This is a genomic window from Bartonella sp. SL320 (assembly GCF_059687635.1).
Window position 1 is genome coordinate 1,995,755 of record NZ_CM185143.1, and the last position, 12,952, is coordinate 2,008,706.

The window sequence follows — 12,952 nt, forward strand, 5'->3', positions numbered from 1 at the left end:
CCGCATAGCGAAACTCTGCCTATTATGAATTTTATGAATGAACTATCTCATACACATAAAATAAGGTCATTACCTGCAAGTTTTACCCATTTCATGAAAATAAGCAGTATCGTTTTGCCTTGGCTCGCCAGCATAACGGTTTGTCTTCTTATCTTAGGACTTATTCTAGTGATGCATTCCCCAGACGACTATCAACAGGGTATCACTGTTAGGATTATGTACCTTCATGTACCTTTTGCGTGGTTATCTACATTCTGTTACGTATTAATAAGTGTAGCAGCATTAGGAACTTTGATTTGGCGATATCATCTTGCTGATGTGGCTCTCAAATGTGGTGCAAATATTGGAGCAATTTTTACCACCTTGGCTCTCATGACAGGAGCACTTTGGGGGCGCCCTACATGGGGAACGTGGTGGGTTTGGGATGCACGATTAACATCAGTTTTAATTCTGCTTTTTATCTATCTTTCCATCATTCTGCTTGGACGTGCTTTTGATAACCAAGTAAAAGCTGCTCGTGCTACTGCAATTCTTACCCTTGTTGGATTTGTTAATATTCCTATCATTAAATTTTCCGTTAATTGGTGGAATACATTGCATCAACCAGCCTCCCTGTTACGTGCTGGAGGACCAACAATTGACAATGCTATGTTATGGCCCCTTATAACAATGCTATTTTGTTTCATCTTTATGTGTATTACGCTCTATTTAATGGCGATGCGAAATGAAATTAATCATCGTTATATCCAGATACTTCAGACCAAAAAATCCCGTCGTATACAACAACAGGACTCTTCATCATGCTCGACCTAAATGGCATTCACAGCGGGCTTTTAGGAAACCTATCTCAAAAAATTGATTTTTTCCTTGGGACCCTAAAACACGAGCAAATTGTTATTTTCAGCTATGGGCTTTCTGCAATATCTCTCTTATCCCTCCTTGGCTATATTCTTTGCAGAGCTTTATACCAAAAAAAAATTCTCCAACAGCTAAACAAAAAAGAACTGTCGCAAAAAGAAAAATACAATGAAGAACACCCCTCCAAAACTTAAAAAAAATATCTCTTTACCTGTTGTATTTGTTCTTTTTGGACCATTTGTACTTTTTCTTCTTCTCATCGCGCTTTTTTTCAATTTTATGGATAAGGAATATTCTCAAGATCCTTCTCTTCTTCCAAATGCATTGGCTGAAAAGCCTGCCCCCAAGACACACCTTCCTCTTCTTGATAAAGAAAATTATCTCAATTCAAAACAGTTTAAAGGACGTGTCACATTGATCAATTTTTGGGGTTCTTGGTGTTTACCCTGTCGCCAAGAGCATCCTCTTCTTATAAAAATTGCACAAGATAAACGTTTTGATCTGATTGGTATTAATTATAAGGATAACAAAGCAAACGCCCTGCGCTTTTTAAATAACTTTGGGAATCCTTTTAAATTGATTGGCTTTGATGTTTCAGGACATACAGCCATTGATTGGGGGGTGTATGGCCCCCCAGAAACCTTTCTCTTAAATAAAGAGAGCATCATTATTGCTAAACATGTTGGTCCTTTAACATGGCAAGTTTATCAGAAAAAAATTCTCCCCAAAATTGAACAAGCAATTATGACAGAAGAAAAATAAAAAAGAATTCCTTTCAACAGAAGTAAAACATCTTTTACAGAGACCCCTTTTTTAAAAAGCATGTCGAGTGAATAGTGATTTCAACAGAAAGATCATGAGCATACATCTAAAAAAGCTAAGGAAAGACACATTCTAGAGGTTCATATAAGCTTATGCTTTACGTTTTTAGAGCATAAACTAACATGGGCTTTTGTTGTAATCATCATTTTGCTATGAAATTGATTATATTTTTTCTTCCAAAAACTCTTGTGGTGTAAAACGATAGGTTTGTGAGCAAAACTCACATGTGACTGAAATATATTGATCTTTAACCATTTTATCGCGTTCATCAATTGGAAAACCTTCTAAGATTCCTTTAATTTTGTCGCGTGAACAAGAACACTGATCAACAAGAGAAAAAGGATTAAAAACTCTGACACCTTGTTCATGAAAAAGGCGAAACAAGAGCTTTTTACTCCCAACTTGGGGATCTGTTAATTCTGAGCTTTCAATCGTTGCCATAAGTATTTTAGCTTCTTGCCATTGGTTATCCAATTGGGTTTGAGTTTTTGTTTCTTCTTGCTTTTGATGAGGAGCATCTATTTTATGATGGAACGATGATTGAGGTAAAAGTTGCGTTAAAATACCTCCAGCTCGCCAGCTTTTTTGGGGGTGTCCTTGTTGATCACGGTTGATTAATATAGCAACAGCCAAACGAATATCGGTCGGAATTTGCTCTGATTGATCAAAATAAGTAAGAGCAGCTTCTTGTAAATTTGATCCATCTAATGCCACGATCCCTTGATAGGGTTGCATGTGAGGCCCTTGATCAATCGTAAAGGCTAAAGTGCCTTTTCCTAAAAGTGTTTCTGAAGGTGTTTGATCATGGTCCATGGCTTCTTTAAGCTGTTCTTTATCAAAACGAGCGTATCCACGTAAACTAGAAGGAGGAGAAAAATCACACACTAACATATTAACCGGCCCATCGGAATGGGTTTGTAAAATAAATTTTCCCGTAAGCTTGAGAGAGGTTCCAAGTAGAACAGTTAAAAGTAAAGCCTCTGCCAGAAGATATGAAACTGGCTCAGGATATTGATGTCTGTTAAGAATAGAATTTAAAGTTTCCCCAAGTTGTACAGCACGTCCACGGATATCAAGTTCTTCGACTTGGAAAGGAATAACACTATCATCTTCATGCAAGGAGATATGGTTGAAAGAGGCTTCATCTTTAGCGGATTCATTCATGGCTGTACCTTTTATTATAATTTGTTATAGAAAGACTATTGTGGAGAGAAAAACGCATCTTGTAAATACCAAGACAGAAACGCTTTTTGAGCATGAAAACGATTTTTAACCTCATCGAAAATAACTGAATGTAGTCCACCAATCACAGTCTTGGCAACTTCTTCCCCACGATAAACAGGTAGACAATGCATAATAAAGAGCATCAAGGTTTGCTCATTTCATGAAAACTTCATTGACTTGATAAGGCTGAAAAATAGAATGACTGCAAGCATGAAATTCTTATCCCATCGAAACTCAGTCGTAATACAATCAGCATTTTGAGCGATTTGAAGGAGATTATGAGTTAACGTAAGATACGCTCCCAGTTCGACGTGCCCAATTTATAGGTAGTCAATCTATAAATTGCGCTTGAGGTTCACTGCCCTTTGGAATGACAATACGAAAATGAAAATACAAAAAGCCGCAGCTTCAATCAAAAAATGGAGTACTTTATTCCCATCCACAAAAACATTTTGCCATTAATTGGCCCACAATGCTCCTCATAGGCTAAAATGCCTGCTAGCATTTGGTAAAGATATATATCATCTGTCAGGGCATTAATAACTGGAATTTGTGTATATTGCGCTCATTTGAGCATGCGTTGGTGTTTTGTTGCTTGCAATATAACGATATCCCCAAAAATGCGATAAAATACGTTCTGTATCAGCTATATCTTTACTATAATCAATCTGCATCTTCGAGCCCGTAAGCATAATGGAACCTCTCTCAAGCTAGCACATACTGATATCGAATGAAGTATGGAGGCATGCAGATGATCTGTCAAAAATCATCGCGAGTGTTTTATCTATAAAAGGTTTTTTGACCTTTCCTGTTTTGTGACAGCCCTCATGAAAGAGGTAACGATAAAGCTATTAAGGACTTCGATCTTGAAGTTTAAAGAGCAAGCTAGCACTATTACTTACCCTCAATGTTGCGACAATCCTTGAAGCTCTTGGCACTGAAAGAAGGATTATAAGAGGTATTTTTACTCCTTTCTTATACAACCTTACCTACAACACCAGTCTTTCTTGTGGTGTGCAAGCAAATGGGTTTTATTGATTCAAAATACGCAGATTTGAAATGAGAGAATCTTACGATATTCGGAGTTCTAATTTAATATGAATGGCACTAGAGTAGCTTTATAAACCAATAAATTGTTACATCTATCTATGAAACAGCACCAAAAGATATAATTTCATCGAATATTTTTATGGAGAGATATTCTCATTGACTAAAAGCTTCATAAAATTTCTTATCTCATAATAATTCAATCATTAAAATTTAATAATGAAGCATAGAAAACGCAAAATATGAGATTATATCGTGGAGTTTACACTCTTATTCGTCGTCTTTCAGATATTGGTTGAAATGCTAGCTTAGCATGAAAAGCACAATAGGGACTATTTTCATCAGAATCAGCACCACAAAAATGAAAATCTGCTGATAATGGATCCCCCACCGGCCATCTACATGTATTTTCACTCAATTGCAGCAGATTAAGTTGACGTGATATAGGCACAACGACATTGGATTTTGCAGACATATCAACTTCTTTTACAGCTTCTGCTATAAACTCTGTCTTTAAAGTTTTTTCTTCAATATCGATAGGTTGTGTGTTTATTGGTGATGCGCTGGATGTGTTGCGACGCACACGTGGAGATGATGAGCTACTTCCTGCAGGAGCTTTTTGCGCACGCACGCTTCCTGGTGCTGTCTTACCACGCCCTGGCAATTTTAATCGATGCACTTTACCGATGACTGCATTTCTGCTGACCCCACCTAATTGAGCAGCAATTTGACTTGCACTTAACCCTTCACTCCAAAGCTTCTTAAGAAGCTCAACGCGTTCACATGTCCAACCCATACCAGCACTCCATTCCGATTATATCACTGAGATGCTCCCCCTTCACACCTTCAAATGTTTCAATAATATTTTCAATGCGCTGAATGAAAGAATTTTACACTCTAAGCGAGCATAAGAAAATCATCCAACCTGTGGAACTTACAAATCAAAACACATCATCTTGCTTAACGATAATGTAAATTACAATATGCACTCACTCTATGACAAGAGTCTTTGCCTCTTGAAGAATTTATTTAGAATGTTTTCCCCAACTTGCAAACCAATCATAGGTTAAGCGTTCACTTTTATTTAAGGCTTTTCCCCAAAATGCTTGTTTATAGAACTTTTGTTGACTTTTTTCAATTGGTGTAATGATCTACTCCATAGATATAATCATTCATCGTCATAAAACGTTGAAAACACTGTAACGAAATGTATCATGTTGTCTTATTTGTAGTGTTGCTTTGTATATATTAAAAAGGTTAAAATATAAAGGAAATTATGATGGATACCATCTCTATCCAACCACTTTACGAATGTTTTGCACGACGAAACTTGCATTTTGAACAGGGGCATGGTGTCTGGCTTATTTCCGACAAAGGAGAACGTTATCTTGATTTCACATCTGGCATTGCTGTTAATGCATTAGGGTATGCCCATCCTAAACTGGTTGATACGCTCAAAAGACAAGCTGAAAAACTTTGGCATGTTTCTAATCTTTTTCAGTCTCCTGAACAGACCGCTCTTGCCACGCGGCTTTGTGCAAATAGTTTTGCAGATAAGGTTTTTTTCTGCAATTCAGGCACGGAAGCATTGGAATGCGCTTTCAAAACCGCACGTCATTATTACTATGCTGCTGGTCATCTAGAACGCATTGAAATCATTACTTTTGAAGGGGCATTTCATGGACGAACACTTGCAGCACTTGCTGCGACGGGACATGAAAAATATCTTGAGGGCTTTGGACCTAAAGCTGGTGGATTTATTCAAGTCCCTTTTTGTGATGAAATCGCTGTGCGGAACGCTATTCATAAAAATACCGCCGCTATTCTTATTGAACCCATTCAAGGAGAAGGAGGGATACGAACAGTTTCTCATGAATATTTAAGATTTTTGCGCAAAATATGTGATGATAATGGTCTATTGTTGATTTTTGATGAAGTCCAAACGGGCATGGGACGAACCGGAAAGCTTTTTGCTTATGAATGGAGTGGTGTCACACCTGATATCCTTACCCTCGCAAAAGGACTAGGAGGTGGGTTTCCATTAGGGGCTTGCCTTGCAACAGATAAAGTTGCAAAAAGTATGACACTTGGGACCCATGGTTCAACATTTGGAGGGAATCTTCTTGGAATGGCTGTAGGAAATAGTATTCTTGATACCCTGTTAGAGTCAAGTTTTCTTAGCCATGTGCAAAACATGGGGGATAAACTAAAAAGTGGGCTTTTGCATATGCTCAATATTTACCCTGACATTATCCGTGCAGTTCAGGGGGTGGGTCTTATGATGGGCATTCAATGTGTTGTTCCTTCAAATCTTGTCGTCGATGCTTTGGAAAAAGAATATCTCTTAAGTGTTGCAGCCAACAACAATGTCGTACGCTTATTGCCTCCTCTTATCATTAGGGAAGAAGAAATAGATGAAAGTTTGCATCGTATTGAAAAAGCAATTGCTTATCTTTCGCACCTAAACAAAGAAAGATAAATATTACACACATAAAATTCTTCGTTATTTCACGGACTTATCTGTTTTTAACACCAGTAGTAATATGTGCGCTGATCGATTATGCAAAAATCCTTAAAGAATTTTTTAGATATGATTTAAGGTATTGATTCATAAATGATAGTTTATCATTGTTTATATTGAATAAGAATCCCACACATCGTCAGATTCTTTTATTTCAAATCTGTTTATCTTGAATCAATCAAAACCATTCTCTTGCACACAACCAAGTGAATCTGGCGTGTGGGTAAAAACTTTACCAATAAAAATACCTCTAATGAATTGCCACACATGCCCAAGATTAGCGCAATATTCTAGGGCTGACACAAGTGTGTAATGGTATCGTTTTGATTCTTTATAAGCATAAAGATGAGGAGCTCAAAGCTTTGTCATTATATCCCCTTCATGAGGGCCGTAGCAAAACGAGTGTGATGAACATTGAAAAATATTTTTTTAATAAACCCGTGAATGAGCAAACCAATAGCATTCTATTTTATATGAGGGTCGTGACCCAAAAAAAACACGCAATAAACAAAAGCCTGAAATAATGCGTAATCTCTATTATAAGATACTGCTTTAGATACTTTTGAAAACCGTAAAGCCAAATTAAAGGAAATGACTAAACTGGGGAACAGCTTTAAAGCTTTATATCCTTCTTCAATTAGGCTGTTTTCCTATTTCAGAAATTACCCCACAAAAGATACGCTTATCTATTTGACCTCCAAAATCTGATACAACTCGTAGAGCAATGAACCACCTTAATATTTATCTCAAATATGCAGCTGCATTAGATTTGAATGTTGATTTATAAGTAGTGACAAAAGCAAAAGCTCTTTTAAGGAAACAACGCCATAAAACGTAAAACTTTCCAACGATGAATCGGAAAAAAAGTGGCAGTTTCTGATAAAAACTTTGTGACATACCAACGTGACACATCGGACTTTATGTTTACTTATTCTTACAGAGCACTACACGTCATATTCATAGAGATAAGATTGATGGCAATATATGAGCAATCCCCAACTCTAAAATATGAAAACGCGCAGCGTAATACTACAAAAAAGTTTTACGGACCTTTATCATCTAAAAGCCATGAAAGTAATTAAATAACTCCATTCTCTTTCAAAAGTGCTCTACTTAAAACTTTCTGTTTTTCGTAGGTGAGTCATTCTATTAAACCATAAAAAATGAGCCACTATATAGAGTGTAAGATAATAGTCTTTATAAAAAAATTAAAAATAAGAAGATATTGTATTAAAAGCGTCTTATACAAGAGACGAAAATAATGATTTATGATTATAAATCATTATTTTATCTTACCTCTTCTATGATCTATAATAGACAAAATCTTTTGAAATAAATATTAAACTTGACGACTATAATAACATCATTTTCCTTTTCCCGACACGAAACGACGCAACCAAACATAAAGCGCCCCTTCACCACCATGATGACGCGCAGCTTGTTCAAATGCATGAACATAATATCGAAAAGCTGGTGTTGATAACCAATACGGAACAAATCTACACAAAGCCCCATCGCTCCCAATGGATCGGCCTTTTCCTGTAATCACAAGAACATAACGCAACCCCCTCTTCTGAGAGGATTGTAAAAAATTTTTTAAGAAAAAATAAGCTTCTTCTTGCATATAACCGTGAAGATCAAGACGCGCCTCAAGAGGATAACGCCCTTGGGAAATTTTACGATGCGCAACATGATCAAAAAAATGAATTTTATGCGCTTGTGTAACTGCTTTCTTTTCTTTTTTAATAATTGTTGAAGCTTGTTGCTTTTCCTGAGAAATTAAAGGAGGTTGAGTTGTGTAATGGTTTTTATCATTAGTCATTACAATATCTTCTAAAACAGAAGAAGACATCTTACCATGAAGAGGTTTTGTCGTACGACAAACCATCTCCCATAAAAGGCGATCTTGTGCAGTCAATAAATCTCTTTTTTGTCTCCATTCACTTGAGGACATTTCAATTTCTCATAAATCATTGCGTACTTATGGAAGAAAAACAAAAAGAACTTTAATTTTCATCCTCTGTAGCAAAAAGCTTCCAGTTTGGATCCGGCGATAGGCTATTGCGAACAAACGTCCAAATATCTCTAATTTCTACAATAGCATCGGGATCACCATCTATACGCTCACCCTGTTCATTATAAGTAACAGAAATCATCTCACTAACAATACGTACCGTTAAAAGTTCGTCCTTTTCTTGTATTGCCGCTGCAACAAATTCGATTTTATTAATTCCAACAAAAGTAAACTCTATTCTTTCTTTGTTTTTTTCTCGTTGCTCAATAGCTGTACAAAAGCTCTCAAAAACATCCTGACAAAGTAAGCTTTTAAGTTGACCACGATCACCTTTAGCAAAAGCCGTTACAATCATTTCATAAGCAATTTGTGCACCTTTTATAAAAGATTGAGGAGAAAAATGAGGATCAACTTTACACAGTGCCCGCAAATCTCTATTCAAAACACTTCCCTCCGGTGCAATTTTATCAATTTCACTAAAATTACCTTTTTGTGAATTTTTCTGATGAGGGAGCGAAACAATATTATCAGCCGTTTCTGTTTCAGCTTGTTTTTTAGAACGACGTGAATAAGGATCAAAGGGAGGCTTTTCAAACCCAATTCGTTTTCCTAATACACTACGGAGTTGCACAAAAATAACAACCATAACAACAAGAGCGATGACAAGTATAACGTCAAATTCCATGGGCGCTGTCAATCTCCAAGCTTTAAGTCAGTAATAAACATTGCAGTCAATATCATTTATCAATAAATATGTAAAATAAGGAATCCTACCATTCAAATATTTTTATAGATTTTATATGAAGGAGTTCTCTTAAGGATTTCTCCCCACCTCATCCAGAAGGAAATTTTCATGTGATAAAACTTTATTCTATAAAACCTCGTTTTTTTGTCGTTATCTTTCTTTGTATTCTTTTAATCGAGATCGCTGGTTTTATCTTTGTTGGTCAAGAAATTGGTATTTTGGCAACTTTGAGTTTGGTTGTTTTCACAACCATAGTTGGGGTTGTTTTATTGCGAATTCAAGGGCTTAGCCTTTTAAAAAACATACAAAGTGAACTTATCCAAGGACGTGCATTAGAAAATAATATTATTCATGATGCTTTCATCATGTTTAGTGCGCTTTTGCTCATTCTTCCTGGCTTTGTAAGTGATCTTTTGGGAATATTGCTTCTTATTAAACCAATTCGCTCTGTTATTTGGCATTTCTTTTCATCATTAAAAAACAAAATGAATCCCAACACGAAAAGAACACATGACTCTGAAAAAATAATTGATCTTAATGCTGAAGATTACAAAATTTATGATACAAAAGAATCCCCATGGCGCAAAAATGATGATAACCATTAAAATGCTCCAAAATCTGTAATGAATTAAAAAATCTTCAAGATAAAAAGAGCGCATTCCTTGCAACCTCTTGCAAGGCATGATAACCAATCCGATCTTTAGAGCTAAAATAAAAACATATATACTATAATGAGAGAGGTTCGTCGTATGGCTGAAGGTGAAATGAACAACAATAGTGTAGAGCCGGTTTTTGCTGTATTAACTCAATATTTAAAAGATTTCTCATTCGAGAACCCAGGTGCTCCTCATTCATTGCGTGCACGTGAAAAATCCCCACAAATTGATATCAATATTAATGTCAATGCTAACCCCATTGGGGATGATAATTACGATGTCGTTTTGTCTCTCTCCGTCAAAGCCAATGATGACACTGAAACCTTATTTCATGTGGAGCTGATTTATGGTGGCGTTTTCCACCTTAAAAACATTCCACAAGAACATGTTATGCCACTGGTCTTTATTGAATGTCCTCGTCTTTTATTTCCATTTGCTCGCCAAATTATATCGAATGCTACTCAAAATGGTGGTTTTCCGCCTTTGTGGATTGATCCTATTGATTTTGCAGCCCTCTTCCAAAAGCGTCTTGCTGAAGAACAAAAAGACAATCAGACACAGCCATCCTAAAAATTTATTCTTTTACTATCATAAAGCCCCATAACATATTATTGTTATATTATGGGGCTTTTTTTAGATGACTTTTGCCGCATGATAAGCTGCAAGCATTGCAATGTTGACAACATCAGTATCGTTTCCACTAAACGGTACAATTTGGACAGATTTTTCCAATCCAATTAAAATAGGACCAATGATAGTTGCGTCCCCAAGTTCTTGTAACATTTTGCTTGCGATAGAAGAGGCGTGATATCCAGGCATAACCAAAATATTAGCGGTCTCCGTTAATCCCATAAATGGATATTGCTGCATCAATTTGGTATTAAGCGCGACATCAGCACTCATTTCTCCATCAAACTCAAAATCAACTTTGCGTTCATGCAAAATATTAATTGCCTCCTGAATTTGCTGTGTAACCTTCCCTTTCATATAACCAAATGTAGAAAATGCCAAAAATGCAACCCTTGGCTTATACCCAAATCCACGCACAAATGAAGCCGTTTGTTCCGCTATATCCGCAAGTTCTTCCGAATTAGGATTTTCATAAACAGCAGTATCCGCAATAAACACAGTTCGACCACGGCAAATAGCTACTGAAATACCAATCAATCGTTCTTTTGGTTTTTCATCAATTGCCCGACGTATATCAACAAGCGCTGTTTCATAATTGCGTGTTACCCCTGTAACCATTGCATCCGCATCCCCTAGTGCCACCATACACGCAGCAAAATAATTTCGATCATTATTGATACGACGATGACAATCACGCAACAGCCAGCCTTGACGCTGCATCTTTTTATAAAGATAATTCGCATAAGCATCTGTACGAGAGGAAAGCTTAGCATTGATGATAGAAATACCTTCACGCTCCAGATCAATTCCAGCAAAAACAGCCGTTTCTCTTACTTGCTCCTCACGACCAACCAAAATCGCTTGTCCTAATTTTTGATGAACATAGGAAACAGCAGCCCGCATGACCTGCTCTTCTTCACCTTCTGCAAAGACAATTTGTTTTGGTGCTTGACGAACATGGTTATAAACCCCTCGCATCACCGAAGAAATAGGATCACGTCTCGCATTCAAATCGCGCTCATAGGCATCTAAATCATCTATGTGCTTTTGCGCAACACCGCTTTCCATTGCGGCTTTTGCTACCGCCATTGAAACAACCGTAAATAAACGCGGATCAAATGGCACAGGGATGATATAATCAGGACCAAACTTTAATCGCTTTCCCCGATAGGCTTCTGCAACGCTGTCAGGAACTTCCTCATGTGCTAAATTGGCAATAGCCCTTGCCGCAGCGATTTTCATGTCTTCATTAATAACCGTTGCACGCACATCAAGTGCACCACGAAATATATAAGGAAAACAGAGAACATTATTAATCTGATTGGGATAATCGGAACGACCTGTTGCGACAATGGCATCCTGACGCACTTGCATAACCTCTTCCGGCGTAATTTCTGGATCAGGGTTGGCCATAGCAAAAATAATTGGCTGCGGTGCCATGGATTTGACCATTTCAGGAGTCAATGCCCCTTTAGCAGAAACCCCGAAAAATATATCTGCCCCTTCCATTGCTTCCATAAGCGTACGTTTATCCGTCCGAACAGCATGCGCAGACTTCCACTGATTCATTCCCTCTTTACGACCTTCATAAACCACACCTTTTGTATCACAAAGTATGATATTTTCAGAACGAAAGCCCATCGCTTTAATCAATTCAATACAAGCAATCCCTGCAGAACCAGCACCATTACAGACTAACCGCGTATTTTGCATATCGCGTCCTGTTAAAGTCAAAGCATTGAGAACACCAGCGGCCACAATAATTGCTGTACCGTGTTGATCGTCGTGAAAAACAGGAATATTCATCACCTCCCGCAGGCGACTTTCAATCATAAAACATTCAGGCGCCTTAATGTCTTCAAGATTGATTCCACCAAAAGAAGGTTCTAGATGACGCACCAAATTGATAAAACTTTCCGTATCGTCTATGTCGATTTCTAAATCAATCGAATCAATATCCGCAAAACGCTTAAACAGCACTGCTTTGCCTTCCATGACTGGCTTAGAAGCAAGTGCACCTAAATTTCCTAAGCCTAAGATAGCTGTACCATTTGAAATAACAGCAACAAGATTGCCTTTTACTGTATAATCATAAGCGAGCGCGGGATTTTGAGCAATTGCCTTAACTGGAACCGCAACACCTGGTGAATAAGCCAAAGCTAAATCATGCTGTGTTGCCATAGACTTTGTTGCAACAATCTCAAGCTTTCCTGGTCGACCACGACTATGAAAATCAAGAGCTTCTCGTTCGCTCGCACTGTAAACGGTTTGAGATATTTTCTGATCCTGTTCGCTCTTTTTCATCTCACTTTATTTTCTCCAAAAACGGTATAAATTTTGCTTGATAATACGTATAATCACTCAATTTTTAAATTTGATTCATATATTAGAAATCGCTATTCTTTGCCTTAGCAAATCTGATAATGCGTTTCAAT

At 37.2% G+C, this 12,952-nt stretch carries 13 protein-coding genes; 6 read left to right on the forward strand and 7 right to left on the reverse strand.

Annotation, left to right across the window (positions count from 1 at the left end):
• The first annotated feature begins 33 nt into the window (after window positions 1-33).
• Genes AC6ER8_RS07885 through AC6ER8_RS07895 form a run of 3 tightly spaced genes read left to right on the forward strand, consistent with a single transcriptional unit; the run spans window position 34 to window position 1,620 of the window.
• Window positions 34-813 (forward strand): heme ABC transporter permease, encoded by a 780-nt coding sequence (locus AC6ER8_RS07885; RefSeq protein WP_497078229.1) that lies wholly within the window; start codon window positions 34-36, stop codon window positions 811-813.
• Window positions 801-1,052, forward strand: a complete 252-nt coding sequence (locus AC6ER8_RS07890) for a hypothetical protein (protein ID WP_497078231.1) — start codon at window positions 801-803, stop codon at window positions 1,050-1,052. Before AC6ER8_RS07885 ends, AC6ER8_RS07890 begins: the two co-directional genes overlap by 13 nt.
• A complete protein-coding gene (locus AC6ER8_RS07895) occupies window positions 1,027-1,620 on the forward strand; it encodes a DsbE family thiol:disulfide interchange protein (protein WP_497078233.1) in 594 nt (197 codons plus the stop codon). The genes AC6ER8_RS07890 and AC6ER8_RS07895 overlap by 26 nt, the downstream gene beginning before the upstream one ends.
• A 222-nt stretch (window positions 1,621-1,842) precedes the next feature.
• Here the strand turns inward: AC6ER8_RS07895 and AC6ER8_RS07900 are convergent, their stop codons facing one another.
• From AC6ER8_RS07900 to AC6ER8_RS07915, 4 genes are all read right to left on the reverse strand, one after another.
• The gene (locus AC6ER8_RS07900; protein WP_497078235.1) at window positions 1,843-2,844 is read right to left on the reverse strand and encodes an Hsp33 family molecular chaperone; all 1,002 of its coding nucleotides are present in this window, start codon (window positions 2,842-2,844) and stop codon (window positions 1,843-1,845) included.
• A 35-nt stretch (window positions 2,845-2,879) separates the two neighbouring features.
• The gene (locus AC6ER8_RS07905; protein WP_497078237.1) at window positions 2,880-3,035 is read right to left on the reverse strand and encodes an ornithine carbamoyltransferase; all 156 of its coding nucleotides are present in this window, start codon (window positions 3,033-3,035) and stop codon (window positions 2,880-2,882) included.
• A 405-nt stretch (window positions 3,036-3,440) separates the two neighbouring features.
• Entirely contained in the window at window positions 3,441-3,596 is a 156-nt protein-coding gene (locus tag AC6ER8_RS07910) for a hypothetical protein (RefSeq protein ID WP_497078239.1), read from the reverse strand.
• Between the two features lie 617 nt (window positions 3,597-4,213).
• Window positions 4,214-4,747: a GcrA family cell cycle regulator gene (locus AC6ER8_RS07915; protein WP_497078241.1), complete on the reverse strand. Its 534-nt coding sequence runs from the start codon at window positions 4,745-4,747 to the stop codon at window positions 4,214-4,216.
• A gap of 483 nt (window positions 4,748-5,230) precedes the next feature.
• On the opposite strand from AC6ER8_RS07915, the gene AC6ER8_RS07920 reads away from it, so the two are divergent.
• Complete coding sequence (locus AC6ER8_RS07920; protein ID WP_497079676.1) at window positions 5,231-6,430, forward strand: aspartate aminotransferase family protein; 1,200 nt, start codon at window positions 5,231-5,233, stop codon at window positions 6,428-6,430.
• A 1,405-nt stretch (window positions 6,431-7,835) separates the two neighbouring features.
• Here the strand turns inward: AC6ER8_RS07920 and AC6ER8_RS07925 are convergent.
• Window positions 7,836-8,426 carry a Smr/MutS family protein gene (locus AC6ER8_RS07925; RefSeq protein WP_497078243.1) on the reverse strand — a complete coding sequence of 197 codons (591 nt, stop codon included), beginning with the start codon at window positions 8,424-8,426 and terminating at the stop codon, window positions 7,836-7,838.
• Window positions 8,427-8,478: 52 nt separating this feature from the next.
• Window positions 8,479-9,171 carry a Tim44/TimA family putative adaptor protein gene (locus tag AC6ER8_RS07930; RefSeq protein WP_497078245.1) on the reverse strand — a complete coding sequence of 231 codons (693 nt, stop codon included), beginning with the start codon at window positions 9,169-9,171 and terminating at the stop codon, window positions 8,479-8,481.
• Between the two features lie 170 nt (window positions 9,172-9,341).
• Between AC6ER8_RS07930 and AC6ER8_RS07935 the strand changes: the two genes are divergently transcribed.
• Complete coding sequence (locus tag AC6ER8_RS07935; RefSeq protein ID WP_497078247.1) at window positions 9,342-9,836, forward strand: FxsA family protein; 495 nt, start codon at window positions 9,342-9,344, stop codon at window positions 9,834-9,836.
• A 144-nt stretch (window positions 9,837-9,980) separates the two neighbouring features.
• The gene (gene secB / locus AC6ER8_RS07940) at window positions 9,981-10,457 is read left to right on the forward strand and encodes a protein-export chaperone SecB (RefSeq protein WP_497075174.1); all 477 of its coding nucleotides are present in this window, start codon (window positions 9,981-9,983) and stop codon (window positions 10,455-10,457) included.
• A gap of 63 nt (window positions 10,458-10,520) precedes the next feature.
• Here secB and AC6ER8_RS07945 read toward each other — a convergent pair whose 3' ends face one another.
• On the reverse strand, window positions 10,521-12,821 hold the full coding sequence (locus AC6ER8_RS07945) for an NADP-dependent malic enzyme (protein WP_497078249.1): 2,301 nt from the start codon (window positions 12,819-12,821) through the stop codon (window positions 10,521-10,523).
• Between the last annotated feature and the right edge of the window lie 131 nt (window positions 12,822-12,952).

Bases quoted from the DNA above. Each gene is read 5' to 3' on its own strand.
- AC6ER8_RS07915 (WP_497078241.1), bottom strand. From the start codon at position 4,747: ATGGGTTGGACATGTGAACGCGTTGAGCTTCTTAAGAAGCTTTGGAGT.
- secB (WP_497075174.1), top strand. From the start codon at position 9,981: ATGGCTGAAGGTGAAATGAACAACAATAGTGTAGAGCCGGTTTTTGCT.
- AC6ER8_RS07895 (WP_497078233.1), top strand. From the start codon at position 1,027: ATGAAGAACACCCCTCCAAAACTTAAAAAAAATATCTCTTTACCTGTT.
- AC6ER8_RS07885 (WP_497078229.1), top strand. From the start codon at position 34: ATGAATGAACTATCTCATACACATAAAATAAGGTCATTACCTGCAAGT.
- AC6ER8_RS07905 (WP_497078237.1), bottom strand. From the start codon at position 3,035: ATGCATTGTCTACCTGTTTATCGTGGGGAAGAAGTTGCCAAGACTGTG.
- AC6ER8_RS07925 (WP_497078243.1), bottom strand. From the start codon at position 8,426: ATGTCCTCAAGTGAATGGAGACAAAAAAGAGATTTATTGACTGCACAA.
- AC6ER8_RS07890 (WP_497078231.1), top strand. From the start codon at position 801: ATGCTCGACCTAAATGGCATTCACAGCGGGCTTTTAGGAAACCTATCT.
- AC6ER8_RS07930 (WP_497078245.1), bottom strand. From the start codon at position 9,171: ATGGAATTTGACGTTATACTTGTCATCGCTCTTGTTGTTATGGTTGTT.
- AC6ER8_RS07945 (WP_497078249.1), bottom strand. From the start codon at position 12,821: ATGAAAAAGAGCGAACAGGATCAGAAAATATCTCAAACCGTTTACAGT.
- AC6ER8_RS07900 (WP_497078235.1), bottom strand. From the start codon at position 2,844: ATGAATGAATCCGCTAAAGATGAAGCCTCTTTCAACCATATCTCCTTG.
- AC6ER8_RS07910 (WP_497078239.1), bottom strand. From the start codon at position 3,596: ATGCTTACGGGCTCGAAGATGCAGATTGATTATAGTAAAGATATAGCT.
- AC6ER8_RS07920 (WP_497079676.1), top strand. From the start codon at position 5,231: ATGGATACCATCTCTATCCAACCACTTTACGAATGTTTTGCACGACGA.